23 protein-coding genes are annotated in these 22,644 nt (G+C 71.4%); 8 read left to right on the top strand and 15 right to left on the bottom strand.

All coding sequences use genetic code 11. The annotated features are described in order from the left end of the window. A partial coding sequence (locus tag FPZ41_RS48785; RefSeq protein WP_228023087.1) for a hypothetical protein occupies nucleotides 1-186 on the bottom strand: 186 nt, incomplete at its 3' end. On the opposite strand from FPZ41_RS48785, the gene FPZ41_RS30910 reads away from it, so the two are divergent. Both FPZ41_RS30910 and FPZ41_RS30905 read left to right on the top strand, forming a co-directional pair. Then, a complete protein-coding gene (locus tag FPZ41_RS30910) occupies nucleotides 185-1,963 on the top strand; it encodes a serine/threonine-protein kinase (protein ID WP_152866928.1) in 1,779 nt (592 codons plus the stop codon). The two genes, FPZ41_RS48785 and FPZ41_RS30910, sit on opposite strands and share 2 nt — an antisense overlap. 13 nt (nucleotides 1,964-1,976) lie before the next feature. After that, a complete protein-coding gene (locus FPZ41_RS30905) occupies nucleotides 1,977-2,135 on the top strand; it encodes a hypothetical protein (RefSeq protein ID WP_131561896.1) in 159 nt (52 codons plus the stop codon). A gap of 31 nt (nucleotides 2,136-2,166) precedes the next feature. Here the strand turns inward: FPZ41_RS30905 and FPZ41_RS30900 are convergent, their stop codons facing one another. The 4 genes from FPZ41_RS30900 to FPZ41_RS30885 are packed head-to-tail and all read right to left on the bottom strand — an operon-like array spanning nucleotide 2,167 to nucleotide 6,302. Continuing rightward, nucleotides 2,167-3,342, bottom strand: a complete 1,176-nt coding sequence (locus tag FPZ41_RS30900; RefSeq protein ID WP_152866932.1) for a sensor histidine kinase — start codon at nucleotides 3,340-3,342, stop codon at nucleotides 2,167-2,169. Nucleotides 3,343-3,385: 43 nt separating this feature from the next. After that, nucleotides 3,386-5,164, bottom strand: a complete 1,779-nt coding sequence (locus FPZ41_RS30895; protein ID WP_322620936.1) for a sodium/solute symporter — start codon at nucleotides 5,162-5,164, stop codon at nucleotides 3,386-3,388. A gap of 9 nt (nucleotides 5,165-5,173) precedes the next feature. Then, nucleotides 5,174-5,533 (bottom strand): hypothetical protein, encoded by a 360-nt coding sequence (locus FPZ41_RS30890; RefSeq protein WP_131561892.1) that lies wholly within the window; start codon nucleotides 5,531-5,533, stop codon nucleotides 5,174-5,176. Between the two features lie 13 nt (nucleotides 5,534-5,546). After that, nucleotides 5,547-6,302, bottom strand: coding sequence for a LytR/AlgR family response regulator transcription factor (locus tag FPZ41_RS30885; protein WP_152866927.1), 756 nt, complete (start codon nucleotides 6,300-6,302; stop codon nucleotides 5,547-5,549). 78 nt (nucleotides 6,303-6,380) lie between these two features. Here FPZ41_RS30885 and FPZ41_RS30880 point away from each other — a divergent pair, with 78 nt between their 5' ends. The 3 genes from FPZ41_RS30880 (at nucleotide 6,381) to rocD (ending at nucleotide 9,109) form a co-directional block, all read left to right on the top strand. Beyond that, nucleotides 6,381-6,872: an Lrp/AsnC family transcriptional regulator gene (locus tag FPZ41_RS30880; protein ID WP_152866926.1), complete on the top strand. Its 492-nt coding sequence runs from the start codon at nucleotides 6,381-6,383 to the stop codon at nucleotides 6,870-6,872. Nucleotides 6,873-7,019: 147 nt separating this feature from the next. Beyond that, nucleotides 7,020-7,841, top strand: coding sequence for a dimethylargininase (gene ddaH / locus FPZ41_RS30875; protein WP_322620935.1), 822 nt, complete (start codon nucleotides 7,020-7,022; stop codon nucleotides 7,839-7,841). Further along, complete coding sequence (rocD, locus tag FPZ41_RS30870; RefSeq protein ID WP_152866924.1) at nucleotides 7,838-9,109, top strand: ornithine--oxo-acid transaminase; 1,272 nt, start codon at nucleotides 7,838-7,840, stop codon at nucleotides 9,107-9,109. The genes ddaH and rocD overlap by 4 nt, the downstream gene beginning before the upstream one ends. A gap of 129 nt (nucleotides 9,110-9,238) precedes the next feature. Here rocD and FPZ41_RS30865 read toward each other — a convergent pair whose 3' ends face one another. The 5 genes from FPZ41_RS30865 to FPZ41_RS30845 form a co-directional block, all read right to left on the bottom strand. Then, nucleotides 9,239-10,132, bottom strand: coding sequence for a pyridoxamine 5'-phosphate oxidase family protein (locus tag FPZ41_RS30865; RefSeq protein WP_152866923.1), 894 nt, complete (start codon nucleotides 10,130-10,132; stop codon nucleotides 9,239-9,241). Between the two features lie 127 nt (nucleotides 10,133-10,259). Further along, on the bottom strand, nucleotides 10,260-10,730 hold the full coding sequence (locus FPZ41_RS30860) for an Hsp20/alpha crystallin family protein (RefSeq protein WP_152866922.1): 471 nt from the start codon (nucleotides 10,728-10,730) through the stop codon (nucleotides 10,260-10,262). A 126-nt stretch (nucleotides 10,731-10,856) separates the two neighbouring features. After that, nucleotides 10,857-11,141: a DUF1876 domain-containing protein gene (locus tag FPZ41_RS30855; RefSeq protein WP_152866921.1), complete on the bottom strand. Its 285-nt coding sequence runs from the start codon at nucleotides 11,139-11,141 to the stop codon at nucleotides 10,857-10,859. A gap of 11 nt (nucleotides 11,142-11,152) precedes the next feature. Further along, the gene (locus tag FPZ41_RS30850; protein WP_152866920.1) at nucleotides 11,153-12,547 is read right to left on the bottom strand and encodes a nicotinate phosphoribosyltransferase; all 1,395 of its coding nucleotides are present in this window, start codon (nucleotides 12,545-12,547) and stop codon (nucleotides 11,153-11,155) included. 54 nt (nucleotides 12,548-12,601) lie between these two features. Beyond that, a complete protein-coding gene (locus FPZ41_RS30845; protein WP_152866919.1) occupies nucleotides 12,602-13,207 on the bottom strand; it encodes an Rv1733c family protein in 606 nt (201 codons plus the stop codon). Between the two features lie 261 nt (nucleotides 13,208-13,468). Here FPZ41_RS30845 and FPZ41_RS30840 point away from each other — a divergent pair, with 261 nt between their 5' ends. Beyond that, nucleotides 13,469-14,494, top strand: coding sequence for a 6-phosphofructokinase (locus tag FPZ41_RS30840; protein ID WP_152866918.1), 1,026 nt, complete (start codon nucleotides 13,469-13,471; stop codon nucleotides 14,492-14,494). A 76-nt stretch (nucleotides 14,495-14,570) separates the two neighbouring features. On the opposite strand, the gene FPZ41_RS30835 is transcribed toward FPZ41_RS30840, so the two are convergent. After that, complete coding sequence (locus tag FPZ41_RS30835; protein ID WP_152866917.1) at nucleotides 14,571-15,461, bottom strand: universal stress protein; 891 nt, start codon at nucleotides 15,459-15,461, stop codon at nucleotides 14,571-14,573. A 69-nt stretch (nucleotides 15,462-15,530) separates the two neighbouring features. After that, entirely contained in the window at nucleotides 15,531-16,772 is a 1,242-nt protein-coding gene (locus FPZ41_RS30830; protein ID WP_152866916.1) for a PP2C family protein-serine/threonine phosphatase, read from the bottom strand. A gap of 448 nt (nucleotides 16,773-17,220) precedes the next feature. Between FPZ41_RS30830 and FPZ41_RS30825 the strand changes: the two genes are divergently transcribed. Then, nucleotides 17,221-17,961: a lysophospholipid acyltransferase family protein gene (locus FPZ41_RS30825; protein ID WP_322620934.1), complete on the top strand. Its 741-nt coding sequence runs from the start codon at nucleotides 17,221-17,223 to the stop codon at nucleotides 17,959-17,961. 126 nt (nucleotides 17,962-18,087) lie between these two features. After that, on the top strand, nucleotides 18,088-19,110 hold the full coding sequence (locus FPZ41_RS30820; RefSeq protein WP_322620937.1) for an NAD-dependent epimerase/dehydratase family protein: 1,023 nt from the start codon (nucleotides 18,088-18,090) through the stop codon (nucleotides 19,108-19,110). Between the two features lie 92 nt (nucleotides 19,111-19,202). Here FPZ41_RS30820 and FPZ41_RS30815 read toward each other — a convergent pair whose 3' ends face one another. The 3 genes from FPZ41_RS30815 to ureG all read right to left on the bottom strand — a co-directional run bounded on the left by FPZ41_RS30815 (nucleotide 19,203) and on the right by ureG (nucleotide 22,412). Next, nucleotides 19,203-20,813 (bottom strand): alpha/beta hydrolase, encoded by a 1,611-nt coding sequence (locus FPZ41_RS30815; protein WP_228023088.1) that lies wholly within the window; start codon nucleotides 20,811-20,813, stop codon nucleotides 19,203-19,205. Nucleotides 20,814-20,961: 148 nt separating this feature from the next. Further along, nucleotides 20,962-21,720 carry an urease accessory protein UreD gene (locus tag FPZ41_RS30810; RefSeq protein WP_152866929.1) on the bottom strand — a complete coding sequence of 253 codons (759 nt, stop codon included), beginning with the start codon at nucleotides 21,718-21,720 and terminating at the stop codon, nucleotides 20,962-20,964. Further along, nucleotides 21,717-22,412, bottom strand: coding sequence for an urease accessory protein UreG (ureG, locus tag FPZ41_RS30805; protein WP_152866914.1), 696 nt, complete (start codon nucleotides 22,410-22,412; stop codon nucleotides 21,717-21,719). The genes FPZ41_RS30810 and ureG overlap by 4 nt, the downstream gene beginning before the upstream one ends. Between the last annotated feature and the right edge of the window lie 232 nt (nucleotides 22,413-22,644).

Raw genomic sequence — 22,644 nt, 5'->3', positions numbered from 1 at the left:
GTCCTCGCCCGAGCCCTCCTCCCTCGCGCCCTCCGCCGAAGACCCGACGTCCGCGATGCCCACGGGTGAGCCGACATCCGATGACCCGGTGCCGAGCGCACCCACGTCGTCCGGAGGTCCGGCCGTAAGCGGGCTCGCCCGGAGGGCGGCGTAGTCCGGACAGCGCACCGGGGGGAGCGAGCGCATGGCATCTGGAACATCGCAGTCCGGGGTCGGCCGGGTCATCGCCGGCCGGTACCTCCTGCTGAACCAACTCGGCAGCGGCGGCATGGGCCACGTCTGGCTGGCCCACGACCAGCAGCTGGACTGCGAGGTCGCGCTCAAGGAGATCGTGTTCCGCGATCCGGGCGAGGCCGCGCAGGACCGTACGGCCCGAGTGGCCCGCGCCCGCGCCGAGGCCCGGCACGCCGCCGGGCTGCGCGGCCACCCGCACGTGGTGACCGTGCACGACGTGCTGGAGCACGAGGGCCTGCCCTGGATCGTCATGGAGTACGTGGCGGGCGCGCTCGACCTGCGCGCCCTGGTCAGCCGGCGCGGCCCGCTCGCTCCCGCCGAGTGCGCCCGCATCGGCCTCGCCGTGCTCGACGCGCTGACCGCCGGGCACGAGCGGGGCGTCATGCACCGGGACGTTAAACCGGCGAACATCCTGCTGGCGCCGGACCGCACCGGTTCGCCGTACGCACGCGTCCTGCTGACCGACTACGGAATCTCGGTGCAGCCCGACGGCGACGAGACCCGGTACACGCGCACACACGTCATCGTCGGCACCGCCGGATACCTGGCACCCGAGCGGACCCAGGGCGGGCCGCCCACCGCCGCGGCGGACCTGTTCTCGCTGGGCTGCACGCTCTACTACGGCGTCGAGGGCCACGGCCCCTTCGACCGCGACACCGGCCTCGCGACGCTCACCGCCGTCTTACTGGAGGAGCCACGTCCACCGCTGCGGGCCGGTGCGCTGGAGCCGGTGCTGGCCGCCATGCTGGCCAAGGATCCCGTCCACCGGATCACGGCGGCTCGGACCGAGGCCGCGCTCGCCGCGATCGTCACACCCCAGTCGCCTCCGCGTCCCCGGCTCGACCCGGGCTCGGAGCCACCCTGGGCGAGCGGGACGCCCGACCAGGCCGCGCAGGGCCGGGGCGGGCGCCGCCGCAGGCTCCCCCGCCTCCTCCTCGGGCCGCTGGCCGGCCTGCTGGGGTTCGTCCTCCTCGGCGGGGGCGCCTGGTACGCCCTGGCGAACCTGCCCGGCGCGGGCGACGGGCAGCCGTACGGCAGGGCCGTGGGGCTGGCCCGTCCGCTCAAGGACGGCGACTGCGTACAGGCCGTCTGGCCGGACGCGCCGTTCACCGGCACACCTCGGCTCACGGTCGTACAGTGCCTCGGCACCACCACGGACGGACAGGTCATGACGGTGTACGAGGCCGGGTCCGCGGACGAGGCCAGGACGACCGGCGGCACCCAGTGCGAGCAACGTACCGAGGAGACGCGCGAGAAGCTCGCGGCCGTCCGCACGTACGCCGTCATCCCGACCGGCGACGGCTTCGACGCCGCGGGACGCCGGGTCGCCTGTCTGCTGCTGGGCACCACCGGGCCGGTGTTCGGCCCGCTCGGGCGGCACCGTGAGATGGGCATGCGCATTCCGGACACGGCCACCATGCAGAAACAGGACTGTCTCGACCGGGTGTCGGACCACTCCGCCCGGCTGCGCCCGTGCGACGGGCCTCATGGGGAACGCGTGCTCGGCTTCGCCCGGCTGAGCCCGGACACGACGTTCCAGCAGGCCCGGGACGGCAAGGCACAGGAGGTCTGCGAGGAGAGCCTGCCTCCTCAGGACTACGGATACGACCCCGGCGGTCACGAGAGCGCCTTCTGGGCCAGCAAAAGTGCCTGGAAAACGACCTCGCATTACGTCGTATGCACTGTCAGGCCGCAGAACGGGGGCACCATGGAGGGAGACCAAGTCTGAGGAGGGTGTCGCGATGCCCGGTTCTACGAAGACGATGGGGGTGCTCACCATGGGTGGGCTCGTCGTGGTGACGGCCTACACGGTGGCCCTCGGCTCCAACGGCTGGCTGTGGTTCGGCTGGGTCGTCCTCGGCCTGATCACACTCGCCATGGTGGCCTCGCACACGACCTGATCCCGCGGCACCCGGTCCGCGCACCCGCGCATCACTCCCGGGGCAGCCGTCCTCCCGAGTGCACGCCCTGCTGGTACTTCGGCAACCGGGCGGTGATTTTCATGCCCGCGCCCACCGCGGTCTCGATGACGAGGCCGTGGTCGTCGCCGTACACCTGGCGGAGCCGCTCGTCGACGTTGCACAGGCCGATGCCGCCGGAAGGGCTGCCCTCCCCGGCGAGGATGCGGCGCAGGAGTGCGGGGTCCATGCCGACGCCGTCGTCCTCGATGACGACCAGCGCCTCGGCGCCCGCGTCCTGGGCGGTGATGCTGATGTGACTCTTGCCCCCGGCAGTCACGGCCTTGCCCTCCAGGCCGTGCTTGACGGCGTTCTCCACGAGGGGTTGGAGGCAGAGGAACGGCAGGGCGACCGGGAGGACTTCGGGGGCTATCTGGAGGGTGACCGAGAGGCGCTCGCCGAAGCGGGCCCGGACGAGCGCCAAATAGTGGTCGATGGCGTGGAGTTCGTCGGCGAGGGTGGTGAACTCGCCGTGCCTGCGGAACGAGTAGCGGGTGAAGTCGGCGAATTCCAGGAGGAGTTCACGGGCGCGCTCGGGGTCGGTGCGGACGAACGAGGCGATCACCGCGAGCGAGTTGAAGATGAAGTGCGGGGAGATCTGGGCGCGCAGTGCCTTGATCTCGGCCTCGATCAGGCGGGTGCGGGAGCGGTCGAGATCGGCCAGTTCGAGCTGGACGGAGACCCAGCGGGCGACCTCCCCCGCCGCGCGGACGAGGACGGCGGACTCGCCGGGTGCGCAGGCGACGAGGGCGCCGTGGACGCGGTCGTCGACGGTGAGGGGCGCGACGACGGCCCAGCGCAGCGGGCAGTCGGGCTCGTCGCACTTCAGGCGGAACGCCTCGCCGCGTCCGGTCTCCAGGGGGCCGCCGAGCCGTTCCGTGATCTCGGCGCGGTGGTGCTCGCCCACGCCGTCCCAGGCGAGGACCGTCTCGTCGTCGGTGAGGCAGAGCGCGTCCGTGCCGAGCAGGGTGCGCAGCCGGCGGGCGGACTTGCGGGCCGTCTCCTCGGTGAGTCCGGCGCGCAGCGGGGGCGCCGCGAGCGACGCGGTGTGCAGGGTCTCGAACGTGGCGTGCTCGACGGGTGTGCCGAGCCCGCCGAGGCTGCGCTGCCGTGCGGTGCGGCGGCCGAGCCAGAACCCGGCGGCCAGCATCGGAAGCACCGCCACGCACAGGCCGGCGAGGAATCCGGTGAGCTCACCCGTTCCCACGTGTTCTCACCCTCCTCCACGAGTCGGCGCCCGCCTCGATCTCCGTGGGCGCGCCGTGCGCCTGGCCACCGGCGAGCGCCTCCGGCAGATGGAATCGCGCCAGTATCGCCGGCGTCCCGGCCGGGACCTTCCCGGGCGTGGCCAGCGACACCAGCACCATCGTCAGGAACCCGAGCGGCACGGACCAGAGCGCGGGCCAGGCCAGCAGGGCGTGCAGGGGCCCGCCGCGGGGGTAGCCCGCCATGGTGGCCGCGACCGCGACGAGCGCCGAGCCGCCGCCGACCAGCATCCCGGCGGCCGCGCCGGGCGGGGTGAGCCGGTGCCACCAGATGCCGAGCACGAGCAGCGGGCAGAAGGACGAGGCGGACACGGCGAAGGCGAGGCCCACCGCGTCGGCCACCGGCAGCCCGCCCGCCAGCGCACTGGCCGCGAGCGGCACCACCATCGCGAGTCCCGTGGCGAACCGGAAGTGCCGTACGCCGCGCGAGGGCAGCACGTCCTGCGTGAGCACGCCCGCCACGGCCATGGTCAGCCCGGACGCGGTGGACAGAAACGCGGCGAACGCCCCGCCGGCCACCAGCGCGCCCAGCAGGTCCCCGCCGAGCCCGCCGATCATGCGGTCGGGCAGGAGCAGTACGGCCGCGTCGGCGTCCCCGGTGAGGGTGAGCTCGGGGGCGTACAGGCGGCCCAGGGCGCCGTAGACGGGCGGCAGGAGGTAGAAGGCGCCGATCAGACCGAGGACGACGACCGTGGTGCGGCGTGCGGCCACGCCGTGCGGGCTGGTGTAGAAGCGGACGACGACGTGGGGCAGTCCCATGGTGCCGAGGAAGGTGGCAAGGATCAGGCCGTAGGTGGCGTACAGCGGGCGTTCCTCGCGGCCCGCGGCAAGCGAGGTCGACATGCCGCCGTTGCTGCCGCGGTCGGCCACGGGGACGGCGTCGCCCTCGGTGAAGGTCAGCCGGGTGTCGCGCTCGACGCGGTGGGTGCCGGCGGAGAGGGCGACTCGCCGGCCCTCGTAGCGGCGGCCGTCGATCGTGCCGGTGGCGGTGACGTCGAGCGGGCGGTCGAGCTTGAGGTCGAGGCTGTCGTCGATGCGGACGACTCGCTGCTCGCGGAACGTGGCGGGTTCGTCGAAGGCGTGGCGTGGGGCGCCGTCGCCCTGCCAGGCGAGGGCGAGGAAGAGGGCGGGGACGAGCAGTGCGGTGAGTTTGAGCCAGTACTGGAAGGCCTGCACGAAGGTGATGCTGCGCATGCCGCCGGCGGCGACGGTCGCGACCACGACGACTGCGACGATCACTCCGCCGAGCCAGTCGGGCGCATCGGTGAGTACGGCCAACGTCAGCCCAGCGCCCTGGAGTTGGGGCAGCAGGTACAGCCAGCCGACGCCGACGACGAAGGCCCCCGCAAGCCGCCGAACGGCCGGTGAGGCGAGCCGGGCCTCGGCGAAGTCCGGCAGGGTGTACGCGCCGGAGCGGCGCAGCGGGGCCGCGACGAACAGCAGCAGCACAAGGTAGCCCGCCGTGTAGCCGACCGGGTACCAGAGCATGTCGGGGCCCTGGACCAGGACGAGGCCCGCGATGCCGAGGAAGGAGGCCGCGGACAGGTACTCGCCGCTGATCGCGGCCGCGTTGAGGCGGGGGCCGACGGTGCGTGAGGCGACGTAGAAGTCGGAGGTCGTCCGGGATATGCGCAGGCCGAACGCGCCGACGAGGACGGTCGCCACGACGACGAGGGCGACCGCGGGGACCGCGTAGTTCTCGTTCACGGCCTCGCCTCAGCGGTCCTCGACGAGCCGTACGAAGTCCCGCTCGTTGCGCTCGGCGCGGCGTACGTGCCAGCGGGCGAGGAGGACGAGCGGCGGGTAGATGCCGAAGCCGAGGACGACCCATTCGAGGCCGGCGCTGTCGGGCATCGCCAGGAACACCAGCGGCAGCGGCCCGACGAGCAGCACCAGCACCGTGAACACCGTGAGCGCGGTGCGGAGTTGGCTGCGCATGAGGGAGCGGACGTAGGTGTGGCCGAGGGTGGTCTGTTCGTCGATCTCGGTGCGGGGCCGGTAGTAGCCGGAGGTGCGGCGGGTGCGCCGGGGCACTCCGGTGACGACGACGCGGCGTTCGGTGGGGTCCTGGGGCATCGGGAAGGCCTCCTCAGCCCGTGGTCCGGCGCATCAGCAGGTCGCGCAGTTCGCGGGCGTGGCGGCGGCTGACCTGGAGTTCGACCTCGCCGACGAGGACGCTCACGGTGCCCGCGTCGAGGCGGAGTTCACCGACGTGGCGGAGGGCGACGAGGTGGCGTCGGTGGATGCGGACGAAACCGCGGGCCCGCCAGCGTTCCTCCAGCGTGGAGAGCGGGATGCGCACGAGGTGGCTGGCCTGGGCGGTGTGCAGCCGGGCGTAGTCGCCCTGGGCCTCGACGTGGGTGATGTCGTCGACGGCCACGAAGCGGGTCACGCCGCCGAGTTCGACGGGTATGTGGTCCGGGTCGGGTTCGTGTACGGGTATCGGCGGGGCGGCGTCGAGGAGTTCGGCGGCGCGGCGGACGGCTTCGGCGAGCCGTTCCCGGCGGACGGGCTTGAGCACGTAGTCGACGGCCTTGAGGTCGAAGGCCTGGACGGCGAAGCCCTCGTGCGCGGTGACGAAGACGACGAGCGGCGGGCGGGCGAAGCCGGTGAGCAGGCGGGCCATGTCGAGCCCGTCGAGGCCGGGCATGTGGATGTCGAGGAAGACGACGTCGATCGCCTCGGGGCCGTCGGGGCCGGACTCCAGCGCCCGGTTGATGCGGCGCAGCGCCTCGGTGGCATCGCTCGCGCCCTCGGCACTGCTGACCCGGGGGTCGGCCCTGAGCAGGTAGAGCAGTTCCTCGAGGGACGGGTTCTCGTCATCGACGGCGAGCACACGCAGCATGAACGTGGAGTGTAGGAGTAATTCGTACCCCAGGACACGTGCCGGGCGTGGATGTCCCGGCTGGATAGGGTTCCGACCATGAACAGCAGGCCTGCGCCGTTCGACGAGCTCGACAGGAAGATCATCACCGCCCTGATGGCGAACGCCAGGACCAGCTTCGCCGAGATCGGTGCGGCGATCGGTCTGTCGGCGACGGCGGTCAAGCGGCGCGTGGACCGGTTGCGGGAGACCGGGGTGATCACCGGGTTCTCGGCCACGGTGAAGCCGTCGGCGCTCGGGTGGCGCACGGAGGCGTACGTGGAGGTGTACTGCGAGGGCGCGGCGCCGCCCCGGCGACTGGCCGAGGTCATGCGCAACCACCCGGAGATCGTGGCCGCCATGACGGTGACGGGTGGCGCGGACGCGTTGCTGCATGTGCGGGCGCGGGACGTCGAGCACTTCGAGGAGGTGCTGGAGCGGATCCGGATCGAGCCGTTCATCCGGAAGACGATCAGCTACATGGTGCTGTCCCACCTCCTCCCGGAAAGCCCGGAAGCGGGCGCCAGCCAGCCGGCACCGGAAGGCATGTGAATAAACGCACCAGCACTGCGTTGTTTCCGTTCAGAACGCAGTGTTCCTGCGCGAACACGCAATCTTCGGCACTTGTCGGTCGTCTCCGCCGCTTCCTACCTTGGTATCACTCTCCCACCACACCGCAGGAAGCGGAGGAACCCCTCTGTGCCCGAAAGCCGTGTGCCGCGCCGGCGGCGCTTCCTCGTCTGCGAACCCAGACACTTCGCCGTGCAGTATGCGATCAATCCCTGGATGCACCCCGACAAACCCGTCGACATCGATCTCGCCCGCGGCCAGTGGGCGGAGCTGATCCGCGCCTACCGCGATCACGGCCACACCGTGGACACCGTGGAGCCCGTCGCGGACCTCCCCGACATGGTGTTCGCGGCGAACTCCGCGTTCGTCCTCGAGGGCCGTGTCTTCGGCTCCCTCTTCCACGCGCCCGAGCGGCGCCCGGAGTCCACCGCGTACGAGACCTGGTTCCGGGCCGCGGGCTACGACCTGTCCCGGGCGGGCTCGGTGTGCGAGGGCGAGGGCGACCTGGTCCCGGCGGGCCGCTGGGTCCTGGCCGGCACCGGCTTCCGTACGACCCGCGAGGCGCACCACGAGGCACAGGAGTTCTTCGGCGTCCCCGTGATCAGCCTGCGGTTGGTGGACCCGTACTTCTACCACCTGGACACCGCGCTTTTCGTCCTCGACGAGGGGTACGAAGCAAACATCGCCTACTACCCGGAGGCGTTCTCGCCGGGCAGCCGCAAGGTGCTGGCCCGGCTGTACCCGGACGCGGTTCTCGCCACCCGTCAGGACGCGATGGCGTTCGGGCTGAACTCGGTGTCCGACGGCCGTCACGTCTTCATCGCCCCGCGCGCAAAGGAGCTGGCCGACCAGCTCGCGCGTCAGGGCTACGTTCCCGTCCCCGTCGACCTGTCGGAGTTCCACAAGGCCGGCGGCGGCATCAAGTGCTGCACTCAGGAGATCCGCTCATGAACGCTCCCGTCCGTACGCAGTCCTCCGCCGACTCCTCTGTGCAGTCCTCCGATCCCGCTCGCCGCTCGTCCGCCGAGCTGATCCGCGCCGAGGAGCCGGTCCTCGCGCACAACTACCACCCGCTGCCCGTGGTCGTCGCCCGTGCCGAGGGCACCTGGGTCGAGGACGTCGAGGGCCGCCGCTACCTGGACATGCTGGCAGGCTACTCGGCGCTGAACTTCGGCCACCGCCACCCGGCGCTGATCGAGGCCGCCCACCGCCAGCTCGACCGGCTGACCCTCACCTCGCGCGCCTTCCACAACGACCGGCTCGCCGAGTTCGCCGAGGGCGTGGCCGCGCTGACGGGCCTGGACATGGTGCTGCCGATGAACACGGGCGCCGAGGCCGTGGAGAGCGCCGTGAAGGTGGCCCGGAAGTGGGCGTACGACGTGAAGGGCGTCCCCGACGACCGGGCGACGATCGTCGTGGCGGCCGACAACTTCCACGGCCGTACGACGACGATCGTCAGCTTCTCGACGGACCCGACGGCGCGTACGGGCTTCGGCCCGTTCACGCCGGGCTTCCGCGTGGTCCCGTACAACGACCTGGCCGCGCTGGAGGCCGCCGTCGACGAGACGACCGCGGCCGTGCTGATCGAGCCCATCCAGGGCGAGGCGGGCGTGATCATCCCGGATCAGGGCTATCTCGCCGGAGTCCGCGAGCTGACCCGCCGCACCGGCTGCCTGTTCATCGCGGACGAGATCCAGTCGGGCCTGGGCCGCACCGGCCGTACCCTGGCCGTCGAGCACGAGGGGGTTCTGCCGGACCTCGTGCTGCTCGGCAAGGCGCTGGGCGGCGGCATCGTGCCCGTGTCGGCCGTGGTCGGGCGCCGGGACGTCCTCGGGGTCCTCCGTCCGGGCGAGCACGGGTCGACGTTCGGCGGCAACCCGCTCGCCGCGGCGGTCGGGTCCGCGGTCGTCGAGCTGCTGGGGACGGGTGAGTTCCAGCGCCGGGCGACCGAACTGGGCACGGTCCTGGCCGACGGCCTGACGGCTCTGCTGGGCAGGGGCGTCCTCGGGTTCCGGGCGCGCGGGCTGTGGGCGGGCGTCGACATCGACCCGGTGTTCGGCACGGGCCGCGGCATCAGCGAGCGCCTGATGGCCGAGGGAGTCCTCGTCAAGGACACCCACGGCTCGACGATCCGCCTCGCTCCGCCGCTCACCATCACCGCCGAGGAACTGCGCTCGGCGCTGGGTGCCCTGGAGAAGGTGCTGGCGCACGGGGCGTGAGAGCCGGGGTGACGGGCATGGTCCACGCGGTCGTGAACCGGACAGCGCCATGCGCGCACGGCCTCCAGGGCGCAGCCCCCGCCTCGACCTCGCGCAGGGCGAACCGTACGGCGGCCGAGCTGGGGGGGCTCACTCGTTGGCCGGAGTGATGCGGCGGCCCGTGAGGCGGGTGGGCCGGATCGACACCCACATCTCGCGTTCGCCGCCCGGCCAGGGCTCGGAGTGGGCGTGCTCGGCCAGCCGCCGAGCGGCCTCGGGCTCCGCGACGACCCGCGCGGGTCCGACGACGAGCACGCTCCAGCCCTGGCTCATGGCCTCGTCGACGTGGTCGACCTCGAAGGCGACGTCGGTTCCCACGGCCGCCGCGGGCACAGAGCCGGGCGACGTGCGGAAGGCGATGGCGTCGTCGACGACCTCGTAGTTGACCGGGACGACCGCCGGGCCTTCGGGCGTGGACACCGCGATGCGCCCCACTCCGTGCGTGGACAGCAGAGCGCGGCACTCGTCGAAGCCGAGGTCCCGCAGCTGCGGGTGGAGCAGCGCCTGCCCCTGGCCGGGCGGCAGATCGGTGCCGCCGCCGCGCAGGGCGGCGGGGCTGATGCCCAGCGCTGCGGCGAGGTTGATGACCGTTGCCACGGTCGGGTCGGCCGGCTGTTCCTCCAGATACGCCAGGTACTCCGGCGACATGCGGGCGCGGCGGGCCGTATCCTCCCGGCTCAGCCCCTGCCGCCGCCGCTGGGCCGCCGCGCGCCGGCCGATGTCGCCGGGGTTGGGCGGCTCTGCCGACGGGGACCTGCCGGAGACGCGTTCCGCCTCGTCCGTGCCCGGCCGCCGGGACGGCTCGTGCCGGACGTGTGCGTCGGGCCCGGGGAAGACCAGCGTCACCTCATGGGTGTCCGACCACCGCACGTCATAGGGAGGTGTTCCGTCCTCGTGGTGGAGTCCGACGATCTCGCCGTCACGCCTGGTGGCACCAGTCACCGGGCTCTCGATCACAAGGCGGTCGCCGAGGTGAGCTCGCATGATCGCCGTCCCTTCCTCACATCCTCACGATGGTGCTGCGCAAGTCCGTTGACCACGAAGCCGGCACGGCGGGCCGGGTCGGCCTGCCGTGGTCGGCGTCGGCGGTCCAGGGCGCCCTGCCCCGGCGCTAGCCGGAGATCTCGATGCGGTGCGGCTTGGCCTGCTCGGCCTTCGGGACACGCACGCTGAGGACTCCGTTGGTGAGCTCCGCGCTGATGTGCTCGGTGTCGGAGTTCGGCGGCAGACTCGTGCGGTAGTCGAACTCCCCGATGTGGCGGCTCTGCTTGCGGACCACACCGGCGCGATCCCTCGCCTCGATCTGGCCGCGGACGTCGAGTTCGCCCTCGCTGACCTCCACGGTGATCCGGTCCTTGTCCACTCCGGGAAGCTCCAGCTCCACGACATATGCGTCCTCGGTCTCCTCGACGTCGGACAGCGGCGCCCACGTCTGGGCCGCACCCGGCTCGCTGGAGCCGGCGCCCGAGAAGGGGAAGGTGGAACGCATCAGCTGTTCCATCCGGGTGCGGAGATCCTCGATCTCACGGAAGGGGTCCCACGCGGGGGACGCGCCCCTACCGCGACGTACGGGAAGCGTCATCGTCATCCTCCTTGCTTCTGGAGCGGCAGCTGCCCGCCCCTGGAGACGGACCGGCCGCTCACCGGCCGGGCTCCCGGACCGGCGCCCGTCAGTGCGAGGCCGGCCTGGTTGCTTCACCCTCATCGGTCACATGAGCCATCCGACGACCGGGCGGGAACCGGGGCCTGTCGCGCCCATGCCCTCGATGTCGCGCTCGGCGGCGCTCACGAGTTGCTGGGCGAGGTGGTGCATGGCCCTGCCTGCCGCCAGTTCGTCGCCGATCTCCGGCACATCCACGTCCGCCGGATTGCGGTGCGCGGCACCGTGGCCGGTGAGCACCGTGGTTCCGTCGTCGAGTACCACCTGTGCCTTCGTCGTTCCCTCGTCCTCGAAGAGGTACAGACGAACCTTCCATTCCACGGTATGCGGCATCGGCTTTCTCCTCACCTCAGTACGGAACGGCGCGATCCGTACACGGTTCGTTCCGGGCCCCTCAGCCGCGCGGCGGCGGCCCGTGTCTCCTCCTCGATGCCGCGGCGGACCTGGTCGGCGAGTGCGCTCAGCCGCTCGGAGTGCGTCGCGCGAGGGGCGACCGGTGCGCGGATCCGGCGGGCCGCCGGTGGCAACTCGGCCAGATCGGCGGCGAATCGCTCCCGGCACTCGTCGAGCGTGGGGCTCGTACCGGTGCGCTGCCCGCTCCGCATGACCGTCTCCAGCAACGGCCTGCCGTCGCCGGACGCGGGCTCGTCGGCAAGACCGATCACGTCGACGCATCCGGGACGGCGGAACACCTGCTTGGCGCCGGGTGCCGAGGCTTTCGCCGAGGAGAGCTTCATCACCGGCCGGCCGTCGTACTCCACCATCTTGTAGGCGGAGTCGAGATACGGTGCGTCGGCCGAGACCCCGAAGCGGGTGCCGACCGCGTAGACGTCGACGGGCGCGCCGGAGCGCACCAGTTCGTCCACGCCGTGCTCGTCGAGGCCGCCGCTGGCGATGATCCGTACGTCCGGCAGGCCCTCGGCATCGAGGACGGCCCGGGCCCGGACGGCCAGGGCTCCGAGGTCACCGCTGTCCAGCCGTACGGCGGATCCGGGCCCGCGGTCCGCCAGGTCCCGCAGCACGCGCGCCGCGGCATGGACGCCGGACTCGGTGTCGTAGGTGTCCACCAGCAAGGTCACCGGACCGGGGTGGCAGCGTGCGAAGGCCCGGAACGCCTCTTCCTCCGTCGGGAAGGCCTCCACGTAGGAATGGGCCATCGTGCCGACGGCGGGTACGTCCAGGGCCGTGGCCGCGGCCACGTTGCTGGTCCCGGTGAAGCCGGCCATCACACCGAGGCGGGCGGCCTGGAACCCGGCCTGCGGGCCATGGGTCCTTCGCAGGGAGAAGTCCACGACGGGGCGCCCGGCTGCCGCGAGCACGCATCGCGCGGCCTTCGAGGCGATCGTCGTCTGATGGTTGAGCTGGTTGAGCACATACGTTTCGACCAGCTGCGCCTGTGGGAGGGGCGCGGTCACCTCCAGGAGCGGCTCCCCTGCGAGGACGATCCGGCCCTCGGGCACCGCCCGCACCCGGCCGGTGAACTCCAGTCCGAGCAGCGGCTCCAGATCGCGCGGCGGCCGGTGCAGCGCGGACGCGAAGGCGCCGACGTCCTCCGGGCCGACCCGGAGACCGCACAGGTAGTCCAGTGCCGACTCCAGCCCCGCGGCGACCAGAAAGCCCCGGTCGGGGGGTAGCTCGCGGACGAAGAGGCTGAACGTCGCGGGGCCGGTTCTGCCCTCCCTCAGATAGGACATGGCCATCGTCACTTCGTACAGATCGGTGGTCGCCGCATCGGACATCAGCACCACCTCCTCGGCTCCCGTGGGTGTCCTGCGCCCGTCACTGCCGGAAGGTCACTGCCGGAAGCGCGCGGACCACAGGGGCTCCACCAGGGCCCACTCGGCTTCCCACCGCGCGTACCTTCTCCGGTCCAGCACCTGGCGCATGCCTGCCCGCGCCGCCAGGAACCCGGCGAACACCCCGGCCGCCGCCGAACTGCCCGCGAACCAGCCCGTGGTCCTCGCGTTGTACTCGGTCATCGGCGGACCGGTGACGATTCCGTCCCGGTCGAGCCAGACGCGGACGGTAGTGCCCTTGGGAGTTCCCGACCTCACGAGCGTGGTCCCGCTCCGCTCCTTGCCGTTCCTGTCGGTCCAGTGGATCTGCGCCTGTCGTGTCCCGTCTCCGGCACCGCCCCCGGCATCCGACGTCAGCCGGGCTGTGACCTGCTGCCGTTGAGCGGTCTGGGCCTGCACGGTGCGCATCGAGGACTCGTATGCCGTCACCCCCGCACTGATCGAGGCCATGGGCAGTCCGAGGGTGAGGACGAGCAGCAGGAAGCGAAGGAACCAGGTCTCGATCTTGTCGGACGTGCGTCGCAGCGGGTTCGCGCCTCTGGACACCCGCTCCCGGTGCGGCGGGTGCGGGTCGGACGCGTACGGCGAACCGTGTGCAGTCATGAGCCGGCCTCCAGCGGGTCGCTGGTCCGTTCCCCCACCGCTTCTCCTCTCCACCATCCGACGGCGGCGGCCCGGCTCACAAGTGCCGAAGGTCCCTGATGGGCGGGTATCGGGTCCGGCGGCCCGGGGAAGCCCCGGCGACGGCCACGCCGACATGGCCGTCCTGTCCCTGCGCACCCCACCACGCAGGCCCCCGTCGAGTGGCCGGGGCGGATCGAACGGGAGGAGGCTGGAGGAAGGACCGGAGGATGGGAGGAAACCATGAAGGTCGGCGTGCTGACCGGCGGCGGTGACTGCCCCGGCCTCAATGCCGTGATCCGCAGCGTCGTCCGCAAAGGCGTCCAGGAGTACGCCTTCGAGTTCGTCGGCTTGCGGGACGGCTGGCTCGGCGCGCTCCAGGGGAACGTGGTGCCGCTGGACATCTCCAGCGTGCGCGGGATCCTCCCCCGCGGTGGAACCATCCTCGGCTCCTCCCGCACCAACCCGTTCAAGCACGAGGACGGGCTGCGGCGTGTGCAGGACACCCTTGCCGCCCACGACGTGGACGCGCTCGTCGTGATCGGCGGCGAGGACACGCTCGGTGTGGCCGCCGAGCTGAGCCGTCACGGGATCAAGCTGGTCGGTGTGCCGAAGACCATCGACAACGACGTCTCCGGCACCGACTTCACCTTCGGCTTCGACACCGCCGTAGGCATCGCGACCGAGGCCATCGACCGCCTCCACACCACCGCGGAGTCGCACATGCGCACCCTGGTGGTGGAGGTGATGGGGCGGCACTCCGGATGGATCGCGCTGCACGCCGGTGTCGCGGGCGGAGCCAACGTGATCCTCATCCCGGAGCGGCCGTTCGACATCGATCAGGTCTGTGGGTGGGTGACGAGCAGATTCAAGATCAACTACGCGCCGATCGTCGTGGTCGCCGAGGGAGCCGTCCCCAAGGAGGGGCAGATGATCCTCAAGGATCGGACGCTGGACGAGTTCGGCCATGTGCGGCTGTCCGGCATCGGTGAATGGCTGGCGCGGGAGATCTCGGAACGCACCGGCACGGATGCCCGCACCACGGTCCTGGGTCATATCCAGCGCGGTGGCACGCCGAGCGCCTTCGACCGGTGGCTGGCCACACGCTTCGGGCTGCACGCCATCGACGCGGTCAAGGACGGTGCCTTCGGTGTGATGGTCGCCCTGCAGCGTACGCAGATCGTCCGTGTGCCCCTCGCCGATACCACGGCGAAGACCAAGGTGGTCGAGCCATCGCTGTACGACGAGTTCGGGGTGTTCTTCGGCTGACTGGCTGGCTGGCCGGCCGGCCGGCCGACTGTGGCCCGGCACTCGCCGGACCGTCATCGGAGCTGCTGGTCCGCTCTCAGCCGGTGTGCGGTACGACCGCCACCGGGCAGCGGGCGTGGTGCAGTACGGCGTGGGTGACCGGGCCGAGCCGGCCCTCGGGCGCCCGTGGATCGGTACGGCGCCCGACGACGAGCAGGTCCGCATTCCGGGACGTGTTCAGGAGCGCTTCCGCGGGGTGGAGCAGCATGACATCGGTGCGGACCGTCACCCGCGGGTACTTCTCCTGCCACGCGCGCAGGGCGTCGGAGAGCCGCAGAACCTCCTGGTCCTCCCAGGTGGCGCGGTCCTCCTCGGTCACCACCAGGGTCCGGGGAGACACGGACTCGGCAGGGAGGGCCCAGGCCTGGACCACCCGCAGACCCGCTCCGCGTGCCTCAGCGGCCGAGAACGCGAAGTCCGCCGCCTCACCGACCTGGTGATGGGCATCGAACCCCAGCACGACCTGGGCAGCACCACGTGCCGTGTGCCCGCCCTCCCTCAAGACACCTGGAGACCGCCAGGGCACCAGCACGACGGGGCACGGGGCCGCCGCCGCCATCCGCAGGGCCAACGAGCCGACCGCGAGACCGTCGAAGCCGCCCGTCCCCCGTGTGCCGACGACGAGGAGCCGGGCAGCACGTGCCGCAGCGAGGAGTGCCGAGGCCGGGGCGTCGTCGGCCTGTTCGCCGCGTATGTCGAGGTCCGGGTAACGGTCGCCGAGCTCGGCGACCGCCCGCTGAAGCATCCGCTCCCCCATGTGACGCAACCTGTCCATGGCCTGGACCGGCACCGCGCTGCCCGGAAGCGACGGGGAGGCATGGACCAGGCACAGCGGGACGCCACGCAGCACGGCCTCCCGAGCCGCCCAGTCGGCCGCCGCCGAACTCCGCGGAGACCCGTCGACGCCCACCAGCACGGGGTGACTCATCGCGCCCTCCTTCGCCCGGCGTGCACCTCCGCGGCCACCTGATCCTGTTCTGCGGCGAGTACCCCCGAGTCACAGGCGGATGACGATGAGGGCGACGTCGTCAGGTGCGCCACCGGCGACGCCGAGGCGGTCCAGCAGCCCGTCGGCCAGCTGGTCGGGGGCGAGGGCGCTGTCCTGAGCCAGCGCCGTGGTCAGGCGTGCCAGGCTGACGTCGATGTCCTCGTCGCGGCGCTCGATGAGGCCGTCGGTGTACAGCACGAGGGTGTCTCCCGGGGCGTAGGTCAGACCGGCCTGGGGGCGCGGGACATGGTGCAGACGAGCGCCGAGCGGTGGATCCGTGGCCTGGTCCAGCAGCTCACAGCTCCCGTCGGTGTGGAGCAGGACGGGCGGCGGGTGCCCGGCGTTGCTGTAGATGATCAGCCGGGAGCGGGGGTCGATGAGTACCTTGACCGCGGTTGCGGCCGTGGCGCCTTCCAGGGAGCGGGCGTACAGGCCGAGGACTTCCAGAGCCTGGGCAGGGCTGGGGACGGCGCGGATGGCCGCGCTCAGGGCGCTGCGGAGCATGCCCATGACGGCCGCGGCGTGCAGTCCGTGGCCGATGACGTCCCCGACCGCCGCGGCGTAGCGGTCGGGCGGCAGATCGACGATGTCGTACCAGTCGCCGCACACGTTGAGTGAGGTGGTCGCCGGCAGGTACCGCACGGCGATGTTCTCGTTGTACCGGTGCAGGTCGGGGACGTAGAGCATGGCTTCCTGCAGGGTGACGGCGACCTGTCGTTCACGGGCGTGGGCCTCGCGCAGCTCCTGGTTCAGCCGGTGCAGCTCCCGGGCCCGTACGTACAGCTCGGCCGCCATGCCCTTCTCCCGCTCGGTGAAGTCCGCGGAGAGCTCGTGCGCCCGGTGCGAGTGGACGAAGGCGGTGACGTCCTCGGCCCGCTGGACGACCCACTTCACCGTGCCGTCGGGTTCGGACAGCGGGGTGAGGATCTCGGACCACCACCGCTCCTCGAATCCGCCCGGCCGGTCGGGAGCCGGCATGTCGTACCGCTGCAGCACCAGGGTTTCCGATTTCCCCGTGTCCAGGACCCGGCGCAGTGACGTCTTCACGTTCCGTTCCGCGTCGTCGTCGGGGGCGCGGGGGTTTTCCGGCAGGGCGTCGAAGAAGTACTTCCCGATCAGTTCTTCGCTGGTCCGTCCGGTGGACTGCAGGCAGGCCGGGTTGGCGTAGCGGATCACCAGGTCCGTGTCGAGTACCAGGTACGGGCTTGGTGTGGCGTCGAAGAAGGCCGTGAAATCGATGTCCGCTGTCATGACGCGCTCTCCGTGGCCTGCGAGCGCGACTACCCGCACGTCCAGTGTACGAGCGATACAGCGTCCGGGCTCGCCGGTCGGGGATCAACCGGACGGGGGTCAACCGCATGGGGATCAAGACGAGACGCCGACGCGGGGCTCCGGCACCGCCCCCGCCTCGTCGGGCCGACGGTCATCTGACGGGTGGTCATGGCACTTCTCCGAGGTGACAGAGGGGGACCGAGGGCTCCAAGCGGCACGGTGAGTCGGGCTACGATCGCCGTCGAGTACCGCAGGGCGAGCCTCACCAGCACTCAGGCACCTGACGAAGCGCCAGCACAGTCGGCATGAGCACCAACGGACCTGACCACAGGCGGCTACACCCTCAAAGCGATTGATTCCGTGGATGTGCGCTGTGACCTGGCAGAACACGCCTACAGTGCCCACCCGGTCGAGTGAGAGGGACACCGTGTTCTACTACGTGCTCAAGTACGTGCTTCTGGGGCCACTGCTGCGACTGGTCTTCCGGCCCCGAATAGAGGGCCTCGAACACGTGCCGTCGTCGGGCGCGGCCATCATCGCGGGCAACCATCTGTCGTTCTCGGACCACTTCCTGATGCCCGCAGTGCTGAAGCGGCGCATCACCTTCCTCGCGAAGGCCGAGTACTTCACGGGCCCCGGCATCAAGGGCCGGCTGACCGCCCACTTCTTCCGCAGCGCCGGGCAGATCCCGGTCGACCGCTCCGGCAAGGACGCGGGCCGGGCCGCGATCCGCGAGGGCTTGGGCGTGCTGAGCAAGAACGAGCTCCTCGGCATCTACCCGGAGGGCACGCGCTCGCACGACGGCCGCCTGTACAAGGGCAAGGTCGGCGTGGCGGTCATGGCGCTGAAGGCCGGGGTCCCGGTCGTCCCCTGCGCGATGATCGGCACCTTCGAGGCGCAACCGCCGGGCAAGGTCATCCCGAACATCCACCCGGTCGTCATCCGCTTCGGCAAGCCCCTCGACTTCTCCCGCTACGCCGGCATGGAGAACGAGAAGGCCATCCTGCGCGCCGCCACCGACGAGATCATGTACGCGATCCTCTCGCTCTCCGAGCAGGAGTACGTCGACCAGTACGCGGCCGTGGTCAAGGCGCAGCAGTCCGAAGAGCACGGGGCGAAGGCGGCGCAGGCGAAGGAACGCAGGTTCCCGCGGATGCCGCTCAGCTGACGGGTCGCTCCGCTCGGGGACGGGACCGTGTCGGCCGTGTCCCGCCTCACTCGTCGGCTCTGCTCTCGGCAGAGCCGCCTGGGAACGGCGCCGCCGGGCTCGTACGGTCGCCTCATGAGACGAGCTGTGGTGATCGGAGCGACGGGACAGATCGGGCGCGTGGCCGTGGGCGCGCTGGCGCGCGACGGCTGGGACGTGACGGCCCTCTCACGGGGCGGTGGACGGGACGACGGGTGGCCCGACGAGGTGCGTGTCGAGGCGGCCGACCGGGCGGACGACGCCGCGCTGGCCTCCGTCATCGGCGACGGCTGTGACGTGGTCGTGGACATGGTCGCCTACGGCCCGGAGCACGCACGCCAGTTGACCTCCCTGGCCGACCGGATCGGCTCGGCCGTGGTGGTCTCCAGCCTGGCGGTGTACGAGGACCGCAAGGGCCGTAACTTCGACACCCAGGCGGAGCCGGACGGCTTCCCCGAGTACCCCGTGCCCCTCACCGAGGAGCAGCGCACGATCCGGCCGGGCGAGACCTCGTACAGCACTCGCAAGGCGGGCCTGGAGCGCGAGCTCCTCGCCGCCGCCGACCGGCTGCCGACCACACTGCTGCGCGCGGGCGCGATCCACGGACCGCACTGCCGCACGCCCCGCGAGCTGTACTTCGTGAAACGCAACCTGGATGGGCGCCCTGTGCGCGTGCTCGCCTACGGCGGGAAGAGCCGCTTCCATCCGGCGAGCGTCCACAACATCGCCGAACTCGTCCGGCTCGCTGCCGCGCAGCCGGGCTCGCGCGCCCTCAACGCCGTCGATCCCGACGCGCCGACGGTGGCGGAGATCGCGGCGGCGATCGACGCCGCGATGGGCGTCAGCACGGAGAGCGTGCTGGTCGAAGGCCCCGCCCCGTCCCCCACGGTGGGCGACACACCGTGGTCGGTCCCGGCGCCGGTGGTCTGCGACATGTCGGCGGCGGAACGGGAGCTGGGCTACCGCCCGGTGGCCCGGTACGCGCAGACGCTCCCGGAAACGGTCACCTGGATCGAGCGTCGGCTGGACGGCCGGGACTGGCGCGAGGCGTACCCCAGGATGGCCGAGGTGTACGGGGATCTCTTCGACTACTCGGCGGAGGACGCCTGGCTGGCCGGCCGGCAGGGGTGAGGAGACCGTAGCGAGGGAGACGAGAGAGTCGAGGAAGAGGGGGAGGAGGGGGCGGCCGACATCCCGGCCGCCCCCTCCTCCCCTTCGTGCGCCTACGGCTTGGGCGTGGCGTGCGGCGCGCACGTCACGTCGGCCTTGTCCACCTTGCCGGTGAGCAGGTAGGTGTCCACGCGGTCGTTGACGCACGGGTTCGTCAGCCCGGTGACGCCGTGCGAGCCCGCGTCCTTCTCGGTGATGAGGCGGGAGCCCTTGAACCGCTTGTGCAGTTCGACGCCGCCCTCGTACGGGGTGGCGGCGTCGCGCTCGGCCTGGACGATCAGGACGGGTGGCAGGCCCTTGTTCGTCCTCACCTCGACCGGGGTGCGCTGCTGGGACTTCCAGGTGGCGCAGGGCAGGTTGAGCCAGGCGTTGGCCCAGGTCATGAACGGGTACTGCGCGTGGAGCCGCGTGTTGTCGCGGTCCCAGGTCGTCCAGCTCGTGGGCCACTTGGCGTCGGCGCACTCGACCGCGGTGTAGACGGCGTTCCCGTTCTCGGAGGCGGCGTTGCCCGCGGTGTCGGTGAGGTCCGGTGCGGCGGCGTCGACGAGCGCCTGGGTGTCACCGGCGGCGTACTCGCTCCATACGGTGGCGGTGGGCACCCACGAGGAGTCGTAGTACGGAGCGCTCTGGAAGAAGGAGATCAGCTCGGCCGGGCCGACGAGCCCTCCGATCGGGTCCTTCTTGGCGGTGGCGCGCAACTCCAGCCATTCGGCCTGCACTTCGGCCGGGGTGTCGCCGAGGTGGAACGTCGCGTCGTTCTGCGCGACCCACTGGATCCAGTCCTTCCAGCGGCCCTCGAAGGCGACGTCCTGGTCCAGGTTGGCCTGGTACCAGATCTTCTCCCGCGACGGGTTGACGACGCTGTCGGCGACCATGCGGCGCACATGGCCCGGGAAGAGCGTGCCGTACACGGCGGCGATGTACGTGCCGTACGAGACACCGAGGAAGTTGAGCTTCTTCTCCCCCAGCGCGGCCCGGATGACGTCCAGGTCGCGGGCGGTGTTCGGCGTCGTCATGTGCGGCAGCATCGCGCCGCTGCGCTCCTTGCAGCCGTCCGCGTATTCGGCAGCGAGCTTGCGCTGAGCGCGCTTGTCGGCCTCGGAGTCCGGGACCGGGTCCGTCTTGGGCGCCTTGACGAACTCCTGGGGGTCGATGCAGGAGATGGGAGCCGAGTGGCCGACACCGCGGGGGTCGAAGCCCACGAAGTCGTACGCCTTCGCCGTGTTCACCCAGAGCGGGTTCTTGGTGGTGACCCGGCGCGGGAAGCGCAGGCCCGAACCGCCCGGCCCGCCCGGGTTGTAGACGAGAGCGCCCTGTCGTTCGGACTTGGTGCCCGTGTTGCCGATACGGTCGACGGCGAGCTTGATCTGTTTGCCGTACGGCTTGGCGTAGTCGAGCGGCACGGTCACCCAGCCGCACTGGATCGGTTTCTCCAGGCCCCAGTCCGTGGGGCAGTCCTTCCAGTCGATGCCCTTCTTGGCGGCCCTGGCCGCTGCGACGGCCGCACCGCGCGCCTCCGGGTCCTTGACGGTGCGGGCGTCCGCGCCCGCCGGGGGCGCGGTGACGGCACCTGCTATCAGTGCCGCCGAGACGAGCGCTCCTGCGGAACCGAACGCCGTCGCACGCCGGGCGGGTCGCTTGCCTCTCCGGCTCATAAGGCTCATCAGGCTCAAGTGAGAACTCCCCCTGCTTCGTTGCGAGTGGCCACGGGGGATCCTCGCCGCTGTGAGGCGGCCGGGAACAGACACGGCGAGGCTTCTTTACTAACCCGATAGCCGGTGTGCGACGTTCCGCCCAGCGGTGAGACCCCTGTCAGTCGAGTGACGCGAGTGCCTCGTCGAGCACGCGCCGCAGCCGCAGCGCATCACCCGCGAGCGCCGTCACGAGAACGGCGGGCCCGACGAGCGGGCTGATCGCCGCGTACTCACCGAGCGCCCTCGCCTCGGGCAACGACTCCTCGAACTCGGGGCGTACGACGACGAGTTGGCCAAGGGCACGACGCCCCGCGAGCACGGCGGGACCGTCCCATCCCCCGGGAGCACCCGGCCCGCACGCCATCTCCTGGTCGAGCAACGTCCGCCCGCCCAGCCTGACGGTGAGCCGGCTGGTGAGCCTCCCCGGCTCCTCTCCGGCCCGCCCGAGCACCTGCTCCTCACGAAAGACAAGCCGGGCGCCGGGCGCCAGCTCCACGAGCGATGACACCTCCAGCTCGCTCCCCTTGACGGAGATCAACTGCTCGGGCAGCCACCGCAGTTCGCCCCCGGCGGCGACATTGAGCCGCAGGTCGTAACGTGCCTCGCCCTTCCCCTGCCCCGGCAGGGCGATCGTCGCGGCGGCCGACCCCACGTGCAACCGGGCCCTCTCCCCGACCTCCGCCTCCACGGCGAAGTGATCCCCGCCGAGGGGCCCGCTCATGGCCCCCACGAGCATGACCCGCGCCTCGTCACCACGGGCCCGGGTGCGCCGCAGGGCGAGCGGCCCGTCACCTTCCAGCACGGGGAGCGCGGTCCCGCCCCTCCCGTCGTCCCGCGCCGAGATCCGAGCGGTGGCCCGCACCCCCGCCGTCGTCATGCCGTCCACGCGGCGAGCTGTCCCCGCACCCACGCGGCCACGGCCGCGACGCCGCCCTCGCTCCTCAGCGACTGGAACACCACGGGCAGCTCGGCCCGCTGCGCCTTCGCGTCCGCGGCCATCCGGGCGAGATCGGAGCCGACGTGGGGCGCGAGGTCCGTCTTGTTGACGACGAGCAGGTCAGCGGTGGTGACCCCCGGCCCGCCCTTACGCGGAATGTCATCCCCACCGGCCACATCGATGACGAAGATCTGCGCGTCGACGAGCCCCTTGGAGAACGTCGCCGTCAGGTTGTCGCCCCCGGACTCGACCAGGATGAGATCGAGCGGCCCCACCTCGTCCTCCAGATCCTCGACCGCTTCCAGGTTCGCCGAGATGTCGTCCCGGATGGCGGTGTGGGGACACGCACCGGTCTCGACGGCAGTGATCCGCTCGGCCGGCAGCACGGCCTCGCGGAGGAGGAATTCGGCGTCCTCCCTGGTGTAGATGTCGTTGGTGACGACAGCCAGGGACAGCTCGTCCCGCAGGGCACGGCAGAGCGCGGCGACGGTGGCGGTCTTCCCGGAGCCCACCGGACCGCCGAGCCCGATCCGCAGGGCACGACGGGTGCCGTCGGGCCGATGGGCGTCGGCACTGACGGCGGAGGGCCCGTCGTGGGTGTGGGTGTGGGTGTGGGCGTGATCAAGGTGCATGGCAGCGGCTCCTGTCATTCATCCGGGCTGCGACTACTGATGAGGGGGCGACTACTGATGGGGCGCGACTACTGATCCGGCTACGACTACTAATCCGGTAATCCGGTCGCGACTACTAATACGGGCTGCGGGATTCGGCCTGGTCCAGCCACACCCAGCCCGTCCGGCGTTTGAGGACGAGGCCGTTCAGGCCGATAGGGGGTCTGGGGGCGGCGCCCCCAGGGGATGGGAA

It is taken from the genome of Streptomyces acidicola (genome assembly GCF_009377235.1).
Lineage (GTDB): Bacteria > Actinomycetota > Actinomycetes > Streptomycetales > Streptomycetaceae > Streptomyces > Streptomyces acidicola.
The sequence above is the reverse complement of the archived record's forward strand: the minus strand, read 5'-3'. Positions and strand labels throughout refer to the sequence as shown.